Source organism: Streptomyces sp. DT224 (genome assembly GCF_049844595.1).
Classification (GTDB): Bacteria; Actinomycetota; Actinomycetes; order Streptomycetales; family Streptomycetaceae; genus Streptomyces.
Window position 1 is genome coordinate 513,277 of record NZ_JBNCLI010000003.1, and the last position, 17,875, is coordinate 531,151.

General features: G+C 73.2%; 16 protein-coding genes and 2 tRNA genes. 8 read left to right on the top strand and 10 right to left on the bottom strand.

Annotation, left to right across the window (positions count from 1 at the left end; genetic code table 11):
- Positions 1-3 precede the first annotated feature (3 nt).
- Positions 4-1,116: an LLM class flavin-dependent oxidoreductase gene (locus tag ACLQ2N_RS09570; RefSeq protein WP_425811015.1), complete on the bottom strand. Its 1,113-nt coding sequence runs from the start codon at positions 1,114-1,116 to the stop codon at positions 4-6.
- 101 nt (positions 1,117-1,217) lie between these two features.
- Positions 1,218-2,000, bottom strand: coding sequence for a maleate cis-trans isomerase family protein (locus ACLQ2N_RS09575; RefSeq protein ID WP_425811017.1), 783 nt, complete (start codon positions 1,998-2,000; stop codon positions 1,218-1,220).
- Between the two features lie 338 nt (positions 2,001-2,338).
- Between ACLQ2N_RS09575 and ehuB the strand changes: the two genes are divergently transcribed.
- The 7 genes from ehuB (at position 2,339) to ACLQ2N_RS09610 (ending at position 8,265) form a co-directional block, all read left to right on the top strand.
- A complete protein-coding gene (ehuB, locus tag ACLQ2N_RS09580; RefSeq protein ID WP_425811019.1) occupies positions 2,339-3,241 on the top strand; it encodes an ectoine/hydroxyectoine ABC transporter substrate-binding protein EhuB in 903 nt (300 codons plus the stop codon).
- Positions 3,242-3,260: 19 nt separating this feature from the next.
- The gene (ehuC, locus tag ACLQ2N_RS09585; protein ID WP_425811021.1) at positions 3,261-3,995 is read left to right on the top strand and encodes an ectoine/hydroxyectoine ABC transporter permease subunit EhuC; all 735 of its coding nucleotides are present in this window, start codon (positions 3,261-3,263) and stop codon (positions 3,993-3,995) included.
- Complete coding sequence (gene ehuD / locus ACLQ2N_RS09590; RefSeq protein WP_425811023.1) at positions 3,992-4,636, top strand: ectoine/hydroxyectoine ABC transporter permease subunit EhuD; 645 nt, start codon at positions 3,992-3,994, stop codon at positions 4,634-4,636. The genes ehuC and ehuD overlap by 4 nt, the downstream gene beginning before the upstream one ends.
- Positions 4,626-5,477 carry an ectoine/hydroxyectoine ABC transporter ATP-binding protein EhuA gene (gene ehuA, locus ACLQ2N_RS09595; RefSeq protein ID WP_425811025.1) on the top strand — a complete coding sequence of 284 codons (852 nt, stop codon included), beginning with the start codon at positions 4,626-4,628 and terminating at the stop codon, positions 5,475-5,477. Before ehuD ends, ehuA begins: the two co-directional genes overlap by 11 nt.
- Before the next feature lie 184 nt (positions 5,478-5,661).
- A complete protein-coding gene (locus tag ACLQ2N_RS09600) occupies positions 5,662-6,420 on the top strand; it encodes an IclR family transcriptional regulator (protein ID WP_425811027.1) in 759 nt (252 codons plus the stop codon).
- Positions 6,421-6,493: 73 nt separating this feature from the next.
- Positions 6,494-6,567: transfer RNA gene (locus ACLQ2N_RS09605), tRNA-Lys, on the top strand.
- Positions 6,568-6,711: 144 nt separating this feature from the next.
- Entirely contained in the window at positions 6,712-8,265 is a 1,554-nt protein-coding gene (locus tag ACLQ2N_RS09610) for an MFS transporter (protein ID WP_425811029.1), read from the top strand.
- A 142-nt stretch (positions 8,266-8,407) separates the two neighbouring features.
- Here ACLQ2N_RS09610 and ACLQ2N_RS09615 read toward each other — a convergent pair whose 3' ends face one another.
- The 3 genes from ACLQ2N_RS09615 to ACLQ2N_RS09625 all read right to left on the bottom strand — a co-directional run bounded on the left by ACLQ2N_RS09615 (position 8,408) and on the right by ACLQ2N_RS09625 (position 12,276).
- Positions 8,408-8,998 (bottom strand): lytic polysaccharide monooxygenase auxiliary activity family 9 protein, encoded by a 591-nt coding sequence (locus ACLQ2N_RS09615; RefSeq protein ID WP_425811030.1) that lies wholly within the window; start codon positions 8,996-8,998, stop codon positions 8,408-8,410.
- Positions 8,999-9,160: 162 nt separating this feature from the next.
- Complete coding sequence (locus tag ACLQ2N_RS09620; protein WP_425811032.1) at positions 9,161-10,939, bottom strand: SPFH domain-containing protein; 1,779 nt, start codon at positions 10,937-10,939, stop codon at positions 9,161-9,163.
- Positions 10,940-10,965: 26 nt separating this feature from the next.
- Entirely contained in the window at positions 10,966-12,276 is a 1,311-nt protein-coding gene (locus ACLQ2N_RS09625; protein ID WP_425811034.1) for a peptidoglycan-binding protein, read from the bottom strand.
- A gap of 197 nt (positions 12,277-12,473) precedes the next feature.
- Here ACLQ2N_RS09625 and ACLQ2N_RS09630 point away from each other — a divergent pair.
- Positions 12,474-12,547: transfer RNA gene (locus ACLQ2N_RS09630), tRNA-Lys, on the top strand.
- Between the two features lie 298 nt (positions 12,548-12,845).
- On the opposite strand, the gene ACLQ2N_RS09635 is transcribed toward ACLQ2N_RS09630, so the two are convergent.
- From ACLQ2N_RS09635 to ACLQ2N_RS09655, 5 genes are all read right to left on the bottom strand, one after another.
- On the bottom strand, positions 12,846-13,538 hold the full coding sequence (locus tag ACLQ2N_RS09635; RefSeq protein ID WP_425811036.1) for a class F sortase: 693 nt from the start codon (positions 13,536-13,538) through the stop codon (positions 12,846-12,848).
- Position 13,539: 1 nt separating this feature from the next.
- Positions 13,540-14,094, bottom strand: coding sequence for a hypothetical protein (locus ACLQ2N_RS09640; RefSeq protein ID WP_425811038.1), 555 nt, complete (start codon positions 14,092-14,094; stop codon positions 13,540-13,542).
- Between the two features lie 113 nt (positions 14,095-14,207).
- Complete coding sequence (locus ACLQ2N_RS09645) at positions 14,208-14,996, bottom strand: HAD-IIA family hydrolase (RefSeq protein WP_425811040.1); 789 nt, start codon at positions 14,994-14,996, stop codon at positions 14,208-14,210.
- Positions 14,997-15,317: 321 nt separating this feature from the next.
- The gene (locus tag ACLQ2N_RS09650; protein WP_425811042.1) at positions 15,318-16,373 is read right to left on the bottom strand and encodes a hypothetical protein; all 1,056 of its coding nucleotides are present in this window, start codon (positions 16,371-16,373) and stop codon (positions 15,318-15,320) included.
- 369 nt (positions 16,374-16,742) lie between these two features.
- Positions 16,743-17,867, bottom strand: a complete 1,125-nt coding sequence (locus ACLQ2N_RS09655) for an ROK family transcriptional regulator (RefSeq protein WP_425811044.1) — start codon at positions 17,865-17,867, stop codon at positions 16,743-16,745.
- Between the last annotated feature and the right edge of the window lie 8 nt (positions 17,868-17,875).

The following is a 17,875-nucleotide window of genomic DNA, read 5'->3' on the forward strand; positions in this document are numbered from 1 at the left end:
CGCTTACGCCTCGGGCATGCCGTACGCGTCGGCGATCAGGCCGTAGCTGCGCAGCCGGGCCTCGCCGCTGTGGGCGTTGGCGGTGATCATCAGCTCGTCGGCGCCGGTGCGCTTGGCCAGGTCGTCCAGGCCGGAGCGGACCTCGTCGGCGGTGCCGTGCACGATGTTGACCAGCCAGTTGTCCACGAACTCGCGCTCCATCGGGGAGAAGGCGTACGCCTCCGCCTCCTCGGGCGTGGGGACGAGACCGGGCCGCCCGGACCGCAGCCGGAGCATCGACAGCGCGCCGGTCAGCACCTGGCGCCGCGCCTCGCGCTCGTCGTCGGCGGCCAGTGCGGCCACACCGATCAGGGCGTACGGGGCATCGAGCACCGTGGACGGCTTGAAGGAGTCCCGGTACAGCTCAAGGGCCGGCACGGTGTTCTGGGCCGAGAAGTGGTGCGCGAAGGCGAACGGCAGCCCGAGCACCCCGGCGAGCCGGGCGCTGAAGCCGGAGGAGCCGAGCAGCCAGACGGGCGGGCGCGCCGGGGACTGGACGCCGCCCTCGGCGGTGGCCTGGACGGGTCCGGGGACCGCGTGGATGCGGGCGTAGGGGTGGCCGTCGGGGAAGTCGTCGTCCAGGAACCGGGTCAGCTCCATGAGCTGCTGCGGGAAGTCGTCCGCGCCCTCGTTGAGCCGGTCCGTGCGCCGGAGCGCCGCCGCCGTGGCGCCGTCCGTGCCGGGGGCGCGGCCGAGGCCCAGGTCGACGCGGCCGGGGGCCATCGCCTCCAGGGTGCCGAACTGCTCGGCGATGACGAGCGGGGCGTGGTTGGGCAGCATGACGCCGCCCGAGCCGAGCCGGATGCGCTCGGTGCGGGCGGCGGTGTGGGCCAGGATCACGGCCGGGGACGAGGAGGCGACGCCGGGCATCGAGTGGTGCTCGGCGACCCAGTAGCGGTGGAAGCCCCGGCGCTCGGCCAGCTGGGCGATCTCCACGCCGGTGCGCAGGGCCTGGCCCGCCGTGCGGCCCTTGCCGACGGTCACCAGGTCCAGCACGGACAGCGGCACGGGGGCGGTGCCCCGGGCCGTGCCCCGGATCTCGTCGCCCTGGATCTCGTCGCCTCGAATCTCGTCCACGTCTGGCCTCTCCGGTGGTGCGCTTCACTGCCTCGTCTGTCCGGAGAGCACGAACAGGAGGATGGCTCCGCTTATTCCCGGGCGCACCCCTGCCGCCTCTTCTACACGCTCTTCTTCCCGTGCGCGTACGCCCTCCCGCTCCCCCGGCTCACCGGGGCCGGCGGCTGCTCGCGGTGGGCGAAGAGCGTGCCGAGCCTCGGCGCCCAGGCGGGGCGGTCGGCCAGCCGCAGGGCCTCCCGGGCCGCCACCTGGTTCGCGGTGAGGACGGGCTTTCCGAGCGCCTCCTCCAGCTCGGGGAGGTGGGAGACGGTGTGCAGGGCCGTGTCGGGGATCAGGACGGCCTCGGCCTCGGGGCGGTCGGCGGCCCTGGCCAGTCCGAGCACCTGCTCCGCGCTCCAGGCGGCGGCCTCGGCGGCCTCGGTCACGCCCGCCGCGTGGACGCCGGTCACCTCCGTGCCGGTCTCCCGGAGGAACGCGGCGAACCGCTCGGCGACCGCCTCCGGGTAGGTCGCGGCGACCGCGACGCGCTCGGCGCCCAGCTTCCGTACCGCGTGCACGAAGCCGATCGAGGTACTGGAGGCGGGCACCCCCGCCGCCCGGGCGAGGGCCGCGGCCTGGTCGTGGGCGCCCTGCCACCCGTACAGGAAGCTGCCGCCGTCGCAGGCCCAGACGATGGACTGGACCCCGGAGCGCTGCAGCTCCTCGATGCCCGCGGCGAGCCGGCCGGGGGTGCCCAGCGCGCTCAGGGCCTCCTCGCGGTAGGCGGCGTCCGGGCTCTCGGTGTGGTGGACGACGAGTCTGATGGTGCTGTCGAGAAGGATCTCCATGCGCGGGTAGTCGTCCTCGGCGAAGTGGCCCGGGTAGAGGAATCCGACGGTCGTCATGTCCACCCTTTCTCTGCGCCTGCGTCTGTGCCGCACACGATCGCGGCGGCACTGACCGGTTTCCCCGCTCCTGTTCCAGTATTCCGCCATCCGGCCCGGTTATCGCCCCGGGCGGCCCGCGCGTGCATGAACGGCGGCCGGACGGGCACCCGTCGCGGTACGGAGCCGGGGCACGGGACATCCCGCGCAAACCCCGCCATCCGGCCTGCGCGTGGACACGGGAAGGTCACCCTCCGGCCACCGTTCGATTACATGCGTCTTCTTCCTGAATAGAAGCCCCGGATCGGGCAGGCGCCAAGCCTGTCCGGACCGTTCGACTGCTTCAGGAGATTGCGACCATGGCTGACTTCCCGAACCTGTCCCGCCGGGGATTTCTCAACCGATCGGCAGCGGTGGGCGGTCTGCTCGTCGTCCCCGGCCTGCTCGCCGCGTGCAGCAAGACCGGCGAGGGCTCCGCCGACGGCGAAGGCGCGCTGGAGAAGCTCCGCAAGCAGGGTTTCGTACGGGTCGCCTACGCGGACGAGGCGCCGTACGGCTACATGGAGGGCAAGGAACTCAAGGGCGAGGCGCCCACGTTGCACCGCGAGATCTTCAAGGCGCTCGGTGTCGACGAGCTGAAGCCCACCCTCTCCGAGTGGGACAGCCTGATCCCCGGCCTGCAGGCCGGCAAGTACGACGTGGTCAGCGCCGGTATGGCGATCACCCCGGAGCGCTGCGCCAACGCCCTCTTCTCCGAGCCGGAGTTCATCTCGCCGACCGCGATGATGGTGAAGAAGGGCAACCCGAAGAAGGTCACCGACCTCGCCTCCGCGAAGGCCGCCGGGATCACCATCGGCGTGATGGCGGGCGCGGTGGAGGGTTCGTACGCCAAGGGCGCCGGCATCCCCGAGGGCAGGATCAAGACGCTCCAGAAGCCGCAGGACGGCGCGGACGCGGTCAAGGGCGGCCGGGTCGACGCGTTCCTGCTGACCGGGATCTCGCTGCGCTGGCTCGCCAAGACCAACGAGGGCACCGAGGTCACCGAGGCGTTCCTGCCCGAGCTGGAGGGCGCGAAGCAGTACAGCCCCGGCGGCGCGGTGTTCCGCAAGGGCAACGAGGAGCTGCGTGACGCGTTCAACCGCGAGCTGAAGAAGATCGTCGCCGACAAGTCGCGCTATGTGGAGCTGCTGCGCGACTACGGCTTCGGCGCGACCGAACTGCCGCCGGCCACCTTGAAGACGGCCGATCTGTGCAAGGGCTGACGGGGACGGTGCCCACCGCATGAATGATTTCTTCTCGGCCTTCGCCGACGATCTGCCGCAGCTGCGGTCCGGCCTGTGGGTGACCCTGGAGGCCACGGTGTTCGGCGCCCTGGCGGCGCTGCTCCTGTCGTTCGTCCTGGGCCTGATGTCGCTCAGCCGGCTCATGCTGTCGCGCGGGGTCTCCCGCGTGGTGGTGGAGTTCTTCCGCGGCACCTCGCTGTACGTGCAGCTGTTCTGGCTGTACTACGCGATGCCGCAGCTGACCGGGTACGAACTGACGCCGGTCGTCTGCGGGGTGCTCGCGTTCGGCCTCAACTACGGGGCGTACGGCGCCGAAGTGGTGCGCGGCGCGGTCAACTCCGTACCGCGCGGGCAGTACGAGGCGGCGCTCGCGCTGAACATGTCGCCGCTGCACCGGATGCGCAAGGTGATCCTGCCGCAGGCGTGGGTGCAGATGATCCCGTCGTTCACCAACCTGCTGATCCAGCTGCTGAAGGCGACCCCGCTGCTGTGGCTGATCTCGGCGGCGGACCTGATGACCGCCATCGAGAAGCTGCGCAGCCGTACGGGCGAGACGCTCACCGCCTACGCGACGCTGCTGGTCTGCTACTTCGTCCTGGCCTACGCGCTGACCCTGCTGATGAACCTGCTGGAGCGGTCCGCCAAGCGGCGGCTCGGTCTCGCGGCGGGCGGGAAGAGCCTGCTGAAGTCCCGTAGCGCCGTGTCCGCCGCCCAGGCCGGAGGTGCCAGGTGAACCACGACTTCGACTGGGGCGCCGTCGGCGACGCGTTCCCCCTGCTGCTGGACGGGTTCTGGACCACCCTGCTGGCCACGGTGTTCGGCACCCTGGTCGCCGCCGTCCTCGGGCTGGCCATCGCGGTCGCCGGCCGGGCCCCGAGCCGGCTGGTGACCGTTCCGGTGAAGGCGGTGATGGAGTTCGTCCGCTCCACCCCGCTGATCGTCCAGCTGGTGGGAGCGGCCGCGCTGTTCACCTCCGTGGAGCCGTTGACCGTCGGCATCGTCGTCCTGGGCGTCCACTACGCCACGTACACCTCCGAGGTGTACCGCGCCGGGATCGACGCCGTGCCGAAGGGGCAGTGGGAGGCGTGCCGGGCGCTGTCGCTGTCGCCCCGGCGGACCTGGCAGGCGGTGATCCTGCCGCAGGCCGTGCGCAACGTGGTGCCCGCGCTGGGCAACTACGCGATCTCGATGTTCAAGGAAACCCCCTTCCTCGCCGTGATCACCGTGCACGAGATGGTCTTCCAGGCACGCGACTACGGAACCAAGCACTTCGTCTACACCGAGGTGTTCACGCTCGCCGGCCTGATCTTCCTGGTCGCGAGCTACCCCACGTCCCTCCTGATGAGGAAGCTGGAGAAGCGCCTTGGCCACTGAACCCCTCCCCCTGCAGAAGAACGCGGCCACGGCCCCCGAGGACGTCGTGCCCGTCGCCGTGTCCAAGGACGACGGGCACCCGCTCGTCCGCTTCGACAAGGTCGTCAAGCGCTACGGGGACCACACGGTCCTGGACGAGCTGGACTTCACGGTCGAGCGCGGCGAGCACGTCACCCTGATCGGGCCCAGCGGCTCGGGCAAGACGACGATCCTGCGCCTCCTGATGACGCTGGAGCGGGTCAGCGACGGCGTGATCTGGATCAACGGCGAGCCGCTGACGCACCTCCGGGCGCCGGACGGCTCGCTGAAGCCGGCGTCCGAGAAGCACCTGCGCGCGGCCCGCCGGAAGATCGGCATGGTCTTCCAGCAGTTCAACCTGTTCCCCAACATGAAGGTGCTCCAGAACATCACCGAGGCGCCCGTCAACGTCCTCGGGATGGACCGGGACAAGGCGGAGGCCCGGGCCCGGGAGCTGCTGGACCTCGTCGGGCTGTCCGGCAAGGTCGACGCGCACCCCTCGCAGCTGTCCGGCGGGCAGCAGCAGCGGGTCGCGATCGCCCGGGCGCTGGCGATGGAGCCGGAGATCCTGCTCCTGGACGAGGTGACCTCCGCGCTCGACCCGGAGCTGGTGGCGGGGGTGCTGGAGCTGCTGACGGACATCGCCAGGAACACCGACATCACGATGGTCTGCGTGACCCACGAGATGAGTTTCGCCCGGGACGTCTCGGAGAAGGTGCTGATGTTCGACGCCGGACGGGTCGTGGAGTCCGGTTCGCCGGAGAAAATCTTCTCCGATCCCTCGCACGAACGCACGCGCGAATTCCTCAACGCAGTGCTGTGACCTCGGCATCCGTCGCGCGCGCATGACAGCGGCATATGCCATACGGGTGCGCCCCTGCTGACAGCTCCGGGGCGCACCCACGAGTCCGCCGCACACCGCCCCGATCGGGCCCCCGGCCGCTATCGTGGGGGCGAGGCCGACGGCCCACCGACCGGCCTCCGGTCCCGACTGGCAGGGGGAATCCGTGGTGCTGAAGCCCGAACCGACCGCGCCGTTCCACTCGGTGCAGTACGCCCTTCGCGTGCTCGAAACGGTCTCGAAGCACGGCAGCGGGGTCACGGAAGCCCAGCTCTCCCGCGAGACGGGGCTGCCCACCGGCCACCTCACCCCCCTGCTGCTGACGCTGCGCCGCGAGGGTTACGTGGAGCAGATCACCGACGGGGCGTACGTCATCGGCGCCTCGCTGCTGCTCCTGGGCTCGGGCGCCGCCCGCCGCCAGGCCCTGGAGTCCAGGCTCCAGCAGACCCTGACCCAGCTCCGCGACTCGGTGGGCGCGGCGGTCTACATCAGCCGGTACATCGACGGCGAGATCCGCGTCACCCAGTACGCCGACAGCCCGCTCACCCCGGCGGTCAACGAGTGGGTGGACTTCAGGTCGGCGGCGCACGCCTCGGCGATCGGCAAGTGCCTGCTGACCCAGCTCGACCAGAACGGCCGGCGCGACCACATCGCCCGGCACAAGACGCCCCGGCTGACCTCGCGGACGATCACCAGCGAGAAGGTCCTCCTCTCCAAGCTGGACAGCCAGCCGGCCGCGGTCCCGGTGCTCGACCTCCAGGAGTACGCGGTGGGCACGGTGTGCGCGGCGGTGCCGCTGACCGCCGGGTCGTCGGCGGGCTGCCTGGCGCTGTCGATGCCGGTGAAGGACGCGCACCGGCTGCGCGCGGCGGCGGACACGCTGAACCGGCGCGCGGCCCCGATGCTGCTGTCGCTGGCCCTGTAGACCGGCCGGCGGGGCCGCGGGGCGGGCTGTCACCAGCACCCCTGTGGACCAGGTATTATTTTCACGTCAGCAGGCGCCGCTAGCTCAGTTGGTTAGAGCAGCTGACTCTTAATCAGCGGGTCCGGGGTTCGAGTCCCTGGCGGCGCACAGACAACGCACGAGGCGGTTTCCGTATCCACGGAGACCGCCTCGTGCGTTTCGTGCTGCCGTTTTGCGCTGCCCGCAGCCATGTACGAACGTTTTACACAGACGTACTAGACAGCTGTTTTAAACAGCCGTATATTCCTTGGCATGACGAACCCCACGAGCACCACCGCCGCCTCCGGCGCACTCGCCGGACGTCGGGAGTGGACCGCCTTCCTGGTCCTGCTCCTCCCCCTCCTCCTCGTCTCGATGGACGTCTCCGTCCTCTTCTTCGCGATCCCGTCCATCGACCGGGACCTCGCCCCCAGCGCCACCCAGCAGCTGTGGATCTTCGACGTGTACGCCTTCGCCCTGGCCGGCCTCCTCATCACGATGGGCTCCCTCGGCGACCGCATCGGGCGCCGGAAGCTGCTGATGATCGGGGCGCTCGCCTTCGGCGCCGCCTCGGTCTGCGCGGCCTACGCGAACAGCCCGGAGATGCTGATCGCGGCCCGGGCGGTCCTCGGGATCGGCGGGGCGACGCTGATGCCCTCCACGATCGGGCTCGTGCGCAACATGTTCCGGAACGAGCAGCAGCGGGCGAAGGCGATCGGCATCTGGTCGGGCGCCATGGCCGGCGGCGTCGCGCTCGGCTCGGTGCTCAGCGGGGTGATGCTGCAGCACTTCTGGTGGGGCTCGGTCTTCCTGATCAACGTGCCCGCGATGGTGCTGCTGCTGGTGCTCGTGCCGCTGCTGGTCCCGGAGTTCAAGGACCCGAACCCGGGCCGCTTCGACTTCCTGAGCGTTCCGCTGTCCATGGGTACGGTCCTGCCGGTGGTCTACGGCATCAAGGAGAGCGCCGCCCACGGGTTCGACGCCGAGCGGGCCCTCGTCATCGCCGCCGGGCTGGCCGTCGGCTGGTTCTTCGTCCACCGGCAGCGCACCCGCTCCGACGCGATGATCAGCCGGGAGCTGTTCCGGGGCCGGGGCTTCGGCACCGGGATCGGGCTCAACGCGCTGGCCGCCTTCGCGATGATGGGCTCGGCCTTCTTCACCACCCAGTACCTTCAGTCGGTGCTCGGCATGAGCACGATGGAGGCGGCGCTGTGGAGCCTGGCCCCGTCCCTGGCGGTGGGTGCGGCGGCCCCCGGGGCGACCGCGCTCGCCCAGCGGGTCCAGCGGGCCTACGTGGTCTGCGGCGGGTTCACCGTCGGCGCGGCGGGCTTCGGCCTCTTCACGCTGGCCGGGACCGACTCGCTGGCCCTGCTGCTGATCGGGTCGGCCGTGATGAGCAGCGGCATCGTCGCGGTGATGGCGCTCGTCTCGGACATGGCGATGGCCGTCAGCCCGCCGGAGAAGGCCGGCTCGGCCGCCTCGCTCCTGGAGACCGGGCAGGAGTTCGGCGGGGCGCTCGGCATGGCCCTCCTGGGCGCCGTCGCCACCGCGGTCTACCGGGCGGACATGCCCGCCTCCGCCCCCGAGGCCGCCCGCAAGACCCTGCCGGGTGCGCTGTCCACCGGTGACCACTCGCTGATCGCGATCGGCCAGGACGCCTTCGTGCACAGCATGCGGTACGCCTCGGTGACCGGGTCCCTGGTCCTGCTGACCGGCGCGGTGCTCGCGGCGACCCTGCTGCTCCGGGCGACCCGGACGGCGCCGGCCGCCGGGGAGACCGCCGACGCCGAGGCGCCGGCCGCGGCTCCGGTCCCGGCCCAGGTCTGACCGTGGCCCGGCCCGTACCGGCACGGCGAAACCCCGGGGAGTCTTGGACTCCCCGGGGTTCGCCGTGCTGCCCGCCGGCAGCACGGCGGTCACGCCGCACGGTCACCGCCGGGCGGCGGAACCGGACATCGGAAACCGGACGTCAGAACTGGACGTCCGAGCACGCGTAGAACGCGTTGGCCGTGTCCGCCACGTTCCAGACGCTCAGGATGATGTGCTTCCCCGACTTCTGGGTGGGGATGGTGCCCTGCTGGGTCAGGGTCGCCGGGGGCTGCTTGCCGCCGTACGGCACGGTCATGAAGGGCTGCGGCTCCAGGTCGGCCCGGGTGAGCGGCTTGGTCGGGTCCCAGCCGTCCTTGGTGATGTAGTACCGGAAGTCCGAGGTGGCGTGGCGGGCGGTGAACTGCCAGCGGAAGCTGAAGCCCTGGCCAGCCGTCACCTTGGTGGCGGGCCAGTTGCCACCGCGCGGGTCGTCCAGCTGGGCGAACTCGCCGTGCCCCCCGGAACAGATCTTCCCGTCCGCCGGCCCGGCCGCCGGGAAGCCCTTCGGACCCTCGACACTCTGCGGCTCCCACTGGATGTTGCCGCAGCCGGTCACCGTGCCGTTGGCGCACAGCTTCTGACGGCTGATCGGGTTGTCCGTGTAGCCGTGGCTGCTGGCGCTGCTCGTCGCGAACATCGAGACGCCCGCTACCGCAAGACCGATCAGGGCCGCGCTTGCCTTCATACGCATGTGTTGTCGCTCCTCGGATCGTGGGGGGAGGGGATTCCATGAGCACTGCCGCGTACGCGCGTTCTGCGGTCTAGACCAAGGCTCAGATTATGGCCGCGGCTTGACCATGTCCAGACCAATGAGCGTGGGATTCCGGTTTCCGGAACCTCCCCCCGGGCAGCCTCAGGAGCCGTCGCCTCCGGTCCGCCCGGTGTAGAACGCCACCGTCAAGTCCTTGACCAGCGCCTTCCGTTCGTAGTCGTCCAGCTCCACGAGGCCCCGTTCCGTGAGCCGGCTGACGGTGTCGTCCACCGCGTCCACGACCGAGGTCAGCACGCTGTCGCGGTGCTGCGCGTCGATCGCCGCGATCCGGCGCCGCTGCATCGCCGCCGCCACCTCCGGCGCGTACTCGATCCCGGTCGGCTGGGCCGAGTACACCTCGACGCCGACCGGCTCGCAGTCCGCCTTCAGCATCCGGGTCAGCGCGTCGCCGACCGCCTCCGCGTCGCGCAGGGTGTGCGCGTCCTCGTGGAAGGCGTCGGCGGGCAGCTGGGACAGCACCCGGGCCATCGCGGCCTCGACCTGTTCGCGCAGGTACGCCTCGTGGTCCTCGATGCCGAGGGCCGCCCGCACGGTGTCCTTGACCCGCCACACCACCTGGACGACGACCCGCAGCGCCGTGCCGTTCGCGTCCACGGCGGGCAGCGGCTCGCTGCGCCAGTGCCGCAGCCGCACGTCGATCCGCCGGCGCAGCAGCAGCGGGCTGATCCACACCAGTCCGGTGCGCCGCACGCTGCCCCGGTACTGCCCGAAGAGCGTGAGCACCCAGGCGTGCCCGACCCGCCCCCGGCCCAGGCCGCCGAGCGCGAAGAGCACGACGGCCGTCAGGAACACGAGCGCGGCCCAGGCGCCGGTGGGCAGCCCTTCGTACGGCCGTGGGCCGAGCCCGACCCGGGCGAGCACGGCGGCCGGGACCACCCCGGTCCACCACAGCACCGCGCCGGCCGCCGCGGTCCCGGCGAAGCCGGTGAGCAGCGCGGCCCAGCCGGGCAGCGCGGGCCCGGGCCGCTCGCGAAGCCGGGGGTCGGCGTCGGGGGCGGGCCGGGTCGAGGGCCGCACCTGCGGCGTCCTCGGCACGGGCGGCCGCCGCACCCCGGCCTCGCCGCCCGCCGGACGTACGACGGTGGGCGGCACGGCGGCGGCACCGGCGCGCCGGTCCTCGCGGAAGAGGAGGTGCACGGGGATGGACGCGGTGCGCTCGTTGGCGATGACCGCCTGGTGGCGGCCGCTGTCCCGGACCGGGTCGGGGCGGGGCGCGGCGTCCGGACCGGGCACACGGGCCCCGGCGAGGGCGAGGACCGGCTCGGGCCGGGGAGCCTTCGCTACGGGCACGGCATCCTCGGGCACGGCATCCTCGGGACGGGTGTCCTCGGGCACGGCGTCCTGCGGACCGGCGTCCTTCACGAGGTCCGGCGCGGGCGCGTCCGCGGGGCGCGCGTCTTCCGGCACCGCGTCCTGTGGCACCGCGTCCGCGGGCTCCTCTCCGCGAGCCCCCGCCGGAACCGACACCGAAGCCGAGGTGGCACCGAGCGCGGGCCCGCGGTCCTCCTCGCCCGGCCGGAGATCGAGCACCAGATCGACGACGGAATCGGTGTCACCGCCGCGATCCGGAGCGACCGGCTCCGCGACCTGGACCACCACCTCGTCGTCCGAGGGCACCGACACCGGCACCGGCCCGAAGAGGGGAGGTGGCTCGGGAGCGCGGGGCGCGGCCGGGGTCGCGCCCCGCACCGGCAGCCCCTCGGCGACCGGCAGCGCCTCCGCCGCGGCCCCCGCCGCCCACGCGTCCGTGACGCTGCCCGCTCCGCCCGGGCCGACCCATTCCCGTACCGGGACCGTTCCGTACTCCGTCTCCTGGCCGTTCTCCGGGTTTCCGGAGCTGTCCGACACCGTGGATCGCATTTCCGCCTCCGTCATGTCCGTCGTGTTCACGCGAAGAGTCGCCGCCAGGTCTCCGGGCCCGGATAGCCGTCGGCCTCCGTCCCCCGCCAGCCCTGGGCCTTCTGGAAGGTCTCGACATTGCGCCGGTCCGCCTCGGTCCACCGGGGGCTGGGGCCCAGCCGGTAGTGCGCGCCGTACCCCTTCTTCACCAACTGCTTTCCGAGCCTGTCGACATGGCTGTTCGACCGACCCGGCCGGAAATAGCCCCGTCCGGGGAAGGCCGGAGCCGCCTCGGCGCCGCCCCGGCCGCTCGCGGCGGGGATGTCGCGGCCGGTTCCGGTCACCAGCAGCTTCCACGTGTGGGGGCCGGGAATGCCGTCGGCCTCGGCACCCTTCCACCCCTGGGCCTGCTGGAACGCCCGGGTGGCCCGGAGGTCGGCGCCGGTCCAGACCGGATCGGGGCCGATCCTGTAGAAGCGCTTGCCGCCCCGGGCGACGAGCATCGCGCCGAGCCGGGTCACGTACGCGTTGTTCGTGCGGGGCCCGAACTTCGCCACGCCGGGGAAGGGCGCTTTCTCGGCCTCGCTGCCGGACTTCCCCGTGCTCAGGCCCTTGTAGCGGTAGGCGACATAGCTCGCGGAGTTGGTCCAGTACGCCAGGGGCGTCGTCTGCCTGCGGGTGTGCGGCTTGGTCTGCTCGTACGCCGTGTAGTGGGTGTGCGCGGAGTCGGTCCAGCCGCCGAAGATCGTGACGTGGGAGCCGTCCCCGGGGTCGGCGAGGTTGTGGAAGAGCAGGATGTCGCCGGGCTGGAGGTCCGCGCGGGCGATGCGGGTCCCGTAGGCGGCGAGACTGCCGGTCCACTCGTTGCCCGGCAGGTTCCAGGCCATCGACACATAGCCGGAGCAGTCCTGCCGGTACCCGTCCGACCAGTACCTCGACATGCTGTACGGGACCTGCGCGTCCAGCCACTTCTTCGCGCGGTCGATGATCTCGGTCCGGGTCGTCGCCCGCGGCTCGGACACCGCCGCCTGGGCGGCCGCCGGGCCCGGCGCGCCGGGCCCGCGCAGCGGACCCGGGAGCCCCTGAGGGCTGTCCGGCAGCGGGCCGATTCCGGTCGGCACCCCCGTGCCCGGCACCGGGGCGGGGTCGGCCGGTGCTCCGGCGGACTCCGCGGCCCCGCTGCCGAGCACCACCCCGGCGGCGGTGACCAGCACCATCGCGCGCCGCGCCCCGTGGGCGGCCGGGTGTCCCCCGTTCCGCACGGGCAGTCCGCCGGCGGCGGTCCGCCGCTGGGCGGCGCAGCCGGGACAGGGACAGTCGATGGCGGGTACGTACTCCTCGAAGGCCGGCACAGTCATGCGATTCCCCTCCGCAGTCGTCAAGTTCCTCGGGCGCATCTGCTCGGGCGTCAGCGTGTCAATGGTCGTGCCCTACGTCACGACATACCGCAGTTTGACGGATAGAAGGGAAAAAACGACCATCCGACAGGCCGGTGCGGCGAGGGGGATGGTCGGGAGCACCGCTCGGGATCGGGTAGAGTTTTCCAGGTCAGCAGGCGCCGCTAGCTCAGTTGGTTAGAGCAGCTGACTCTTAATCAGCGGGTCCGGGGTTCGAGTCCCTGGCGGCGCACGCACAGCCAAGGCCCCCTCGCTTCGCGCGAGGGGGCCTTGGTCGTTCTTCGACGCGCTTCCGCAACCGCTTCACCGCGTGCGCAGGGTGACCGGTTATCGACGTAACGTCAGAAGGCGGCTGGGCGGACGGGGAGCCTCCCCCTACAGTGGGGTGTGCGGCGGACCCGGACGCCACCGACCTCCCGTGTCCGCGCCGGGCCACTCCCGCGGCCCGCGCACCGCGGTCGAGGACCAGCCCGGCCGCCACCCGGGGAACGGGCGGCGGCCGGGCCGGGTACCGGTGTCATCGGTCCGGATCAGGCCGCCTCGGCCGCAGCCTCCTCCGTGCTCTTCTCCGCGGTCAGGTACGCCGAGACCACCACGTTCGCGGTGTACGAGTGGGACTTCCGGTCGTACGTGCCGCCGCAGGTGATCAGCCGCAGCTCCGCCCGCCCGTCCTTGCGGGGCCCGTACGCCTTCTGGGCGTCGAACCTGGCCCGGGTGAGGACCTGCACGTCGTCGATGGTGAACTCGGCGACCGTGCCGTCCGTGCGCGTCACGTCGACCTTGGCGCCGGGGCGGGCCGCACTGAGCCCGTAGAAGACCGCGGGCTTGGTCTCGGTGTCGACGTGGCCGACGAACAGGGCGGGCCCCTCGGCGCCGGGCCGGGTGCCGGCGCCGTACCAGCCGACCGTCTGGGGCGCGTCGAAGGACGGCGGCTCGATGGCACCCTCGGCGTCCAGGCCCCGGGAGACGACGGGGGCCTCGACGCCGATCGACGGGATCTCGACGCTCTTCGGCGCGACGCCCGGGATCGGCGCGTGCGCCGGGGGCAGCGGCACGCCGAGCGGGCGCCCGACCGCGGCGACGTCGCCGGTGGTCGGGGCCGAGCCGATGCCCGAGCCGTCCGTGATCCCGCGGCCCCAGAGCCACAGGCCCAGCAGGATGACGGCCCAGGTCACTCCGGTGAGCAGCCTGCCGCGCCCCGCCGACTCCTCCGGTGCGGACATGTCAGTCGGCCGCCGGACGGCGACGGCGCACGCTGCGGAAGGCGACGGCGACGGCCGCGACGGCGGCCAGTCCGAGGCCGATCACCTCGTGGGTGGTGCCGGGGCCGTCCTGCTCGGCGGTCTCGCTCGCGAGCACGGCGGTGCCTCCGCCGCCCGCGTGGACCGGGGCGATGGGCATGGGCCGGTCGCGGTGCACGACGGTGAGGGTGGCGGTCACCCGGGTGTGCTTGTCGCAGACCGCCTGGACGTCGTAGTCGCCGGGCTCGGCGTCCGCCCGGACGCGGGCCTCGGCGTAGAGCGTGCGGTCGCCACCGGACGAGAACCGCGCCTCGGAGACGAAGGCGTCGGAGTTCCCCTTGGCCTCCTTGGCCTTGCAGCCGGTGAGCTCCAGCTCGACCTCGCCGCCCGGAGCGACGGACGGGGGCGAGACCGACAGGGCGGCGCGGGACCGGGAGTCCTCGTGGCCGGAGCCGGATTCGGCCAGTGCCGAGGGGATCGGCACCAGGGTCGCCGCGGCCAGTGCGGCGGCACAGAACGTGAGGGGTATGGAACGCATCGTGAACCTCCTGATGGAAGGTTCACTCCTGCGGGCGTGTTCCGCATCCGCAGCGCGGGGGCACTGGGCCGGTGGAGTGGGGCGGGCGCGAAAGGGCCCCGCCCCACCCGGTGTCAGCCCAGGTCGATCAGGTCGACCAGGTCCGCGATGGAGTCCACGACCGTGGACGGCCGGAACGGGTACTTGTCGATGTCCGCGACCGTGGTCAGCCCGGTGAGCACCAGGAACGTCTGCATGCCCGCCTCCAGGCCGGCCAGCACATCGGTGTCCATCCGGTCGCCGATCATGGCGCTGGACTCGGAGTGCGCGCCGATCGCGTTGAGTCCGGTGCGCATCATCAGCGGGTTCGGCTTGCCCGCGAAGTACGGGGCCTTGCCGGTCGCCTTGGTGATCAGCGCGGCGACGGAGCCGGTCGCGGGCAGCGGGCCCTCGGCGGACGGGCCGGTCTCGTCCGGGTTGGTGCAGATGAACCGGGCCCCGGCGTTGATCAGCCGGATCGCCTTGGTGAGGGCCTCGAAGGAGTACGTACGCGTCTCGCCGAGCACCACGTAGTCGGGGTCGTGGTCGGTGAGCACGTACCCGATGTCGTGCAGCGCCGTGGTGAGTCCGGCCTCGCCGATGACGTACGCCGTGCCGCCGGGCCGCTGGTCGTCCAGGAACTGGGCGGTGGCGAGGGCGGAGGTCCAGATGTTCTCCACGGGCACGTCCAGGCCCATGCGCTTCAGCCGGGCGTGCAGGTCGCGGGCGGTGTAGATCGAGTTGTTGGTCAGGACCAGGAAGGGCAGCCCCGAGTCACGCAGCCGCTTGATGAAGGCGTCGGCGCCGGGGATCGGGGTGCCCTCGTGGATGAGGACCCCGTCCATGTCGGTCAGCCAGGACGAGATCGGCTTGCGCTCTGCCATGTGGGACTCCAGTTGCCGTACGCCAGGTGCGGGGACGCCGGCGGCACCGCGTTGTGCAGCGCCGACGCCCCAGAGTTTAGGTGGTCCGGCAATTGGGGGGTGGAGGAAGGAGCGGGGGTGGGTGCGCGCAGCTGCACGGCGGAGAATTGAGCCATGGCGAAGCCATGGTGATGGACGACAACGCCGGAGGGGGCCCCTCCCTGCTCGAGCGAAGCCGAGAGCTTGGGGGAGCGCGTGCCCACCCCCGCGACGCCGCCCCCCATGGCCGGACCGCCTGAGGCCGACTGTTCGACGTGGAGGTACTGGCCGACCACCTGGTGATCAGTGGTTCGCGCGGCGGGTCCGGCGGGTCGCCAGCACCATCGCGCCGCCGCCGATCAGGAACCCGGACACGGTGAGCGCGGGCAGGGGCACCGGGACGGAGATGCCCGTGTCGGCGAGCTGCGGGACCCCCGCCGGGTCGGTGCCGGGTGGGACGGGCCGCCGGGTGGTGCCGGTCCTGCCGGGGTCCGCGTACCCCTCGTCGCCCTTGCCCTTCACCGTGCCGCTCCCCTCTTCCTCGTCCTCGCCGGTGCCACCCACGTGCTCCCGGCCCGTTGCGTCCGCGCTCTCGCGGTCGCCGTCCGTCTCACCGGTGCCGGTGCCGTCCTCGCCGGGTTCGACCACGGAGAACGGGTAGTCCTCGGACTCACCGACCCACTCCCCGTCGCCGCCCGCGCCGCTCCCGCCGCCCCGCCGCTGGACGACCGCGGCGTTCGCGGTGATCCGGCCGGGGCTCGTGTCGGAGGTGAAGGCCAGCCGGACCTGGACGGTGACGGTGCGTCCGGCGGGCACGGTGAACCCGGGGAAGGCGTCGTCGCCCTCGCCGCCGAAGACCCCGATGTGCTCGTCCCGGTCGGTCGTCTCCCAGGTCACGCGGTGCTCGACCCCGGGGTGGGCGCGCTCCGAGAACTGGAGCTGGATCTGGTCCGAGGTCAGCGCCCGCTCCTCGTCGGTGAGGACGAGGACGGGGTGGATCGCCCGGCAGGACTCGGTCGTCGTGTTCGTCAGGTCCAGGAACCAGGTGCCGTAGCCGCCGCCGGAGGCGTAGGTGTCGGGCCCGCCGTGGATGCGGGTGTCGATGGGGAAGCCGGCCGACGCGGGGTCGCCGCAGGCCGGCTGCTGGTCGGCGGTGGCCGAGCCGGGCGCGGCGGCCGGGGTCAGCCGGCCGGCCGGACCCGCGACCGGGCTGCGCTGCGGGGCGGCGGACGCGGTCGCCCCGCCGAGGACCACGGGCATCACGCTCGCGGCGGCGAGCCCGAGCGCGAGGCCGTGCCGGGTGCGGCCGGCCCCGGGGGGATCGGTGGTCTCGGTGGGCTCGGCAGGTTCGGGGGGCATGGCGGGGCAGCCTCCACTTCGTACGGCAACGGCCGGTCGGGGCGGCGGGGCGCCGCGGGCGGCGCGGCTCCGGACATCCCTCGGGGTGGCCGACCCTGCCACGCGCGCGCGAGCGCCCGGCGCAGGCGTGCCGCGGGGCCGCCCGGACGGCGGAGGGCCGGACATCCCTCGGGGTGGCCGACCCCGCCACGCGCGCGAGCGCCCGGCGCAGGCGTGCCGCAGGGCCGGCCCGGGGCAGCGGGGGCACCGTGCGGCGTGCGGCCCGGAGCGGCCGCCGGGGCCGCCGGGGCCGCCCGGGCCGCCGGGGGCGTGCGCCGGGGCGGGGACGCCTCAGCACCGGACCGGCCGCATCGGCAGGCGCCTCCCCGGTCAGCCCGCCGCAGGCGCCCCGTCCGCCTCGCCGGACCCCACCCGCCCGAACAGCGGGGCCAGCACCAGCTGCGCCGCGCCCTCCGCGACCGGGCGGTCGCCCGCGCGGTGGGCGGTGACCGGGACCGGGGTGTCGCGGGCCCCGTCGCGGCGGGAGCGCTCGTCCAGGACCGCGCGCACTCCGCGTACGTACGTGTCGGGGTCGGCGGCGACCGTGCGGCCGCCCAGGACCACGCGGTCGATGTCGAGCAGCCCGACGAGATTGGCGGCGCCGGTCCCCAGCACCCGCGCCGCCTCGGCCGCGTCGCCCCGGCGGACGGCGGCCAGGCACAGCGCCTCCAGGCAGCCGCGTCCGCCGCAGCCGCACCGGAGGCCGTCCAGCTGCACGGTCTGGTGCCCGAACTCGCCCGCCCCCGTCCGCTCCCCCCGGTGCACCGCCCCGCCGAGGACGAGCCCCGCGCCGAGGCCGGTGCCGAGGTGGAGGTAGGCGAAGTCGGCGGGGCCCTCCGCGCCGAGGGCGAGGCCAAGTGCGGCGGCGTTGGTGTCCTTGTCGAGGACCACGGGCAGCCCGGTCCGGGCGGCGAGCGCCTCGCGCAGCGGGTAGCCGTCCCACTGCGGGAACCCGGTGACGCGGTGCAGCACCCCGCCCCGGTGGTCCAGCGGCCCCGGGGCCGCGACGCCCACCCCGAGCACCGGCGGCGCCCCGTCCCCCCGCACGGCGGCGACCGCCCCGGCGGCGGCCGTCAGCACCTCGTCCGCCGGGGCCCCGAAGTCCAGCGGAGCCGTGAGGCTTTCGGCGACCGTGCCCGCGAGGTCGACCAGGACCGCGGCCAGACCGTCGCGGTCCAGGTGCAGCCCCACCGCGTGCCCGGCCCCGGGGACGAGCCGCAACACGGTCCGGGGCTTGCCGCCCGTGGAGGCGCGGCGGCCCGCCTCGGCGGCCAGGCCCCCGGCGCGCAGCCGGGCGGTGATCTTGCTGACGGCCTGCGGGGTGAGCCCGGTGCGCTCGGCGAGTTCGAGCCGGCTGATGCCGCGCTCGCCGGCCACCCGCAGCAGGTCGAGGACGAGGGCCGCGTTGTGGCTGCGCAGGGCGGGGAGGTTCGCGCCGGTGTTGCTCCTGTTCACGGACCCAT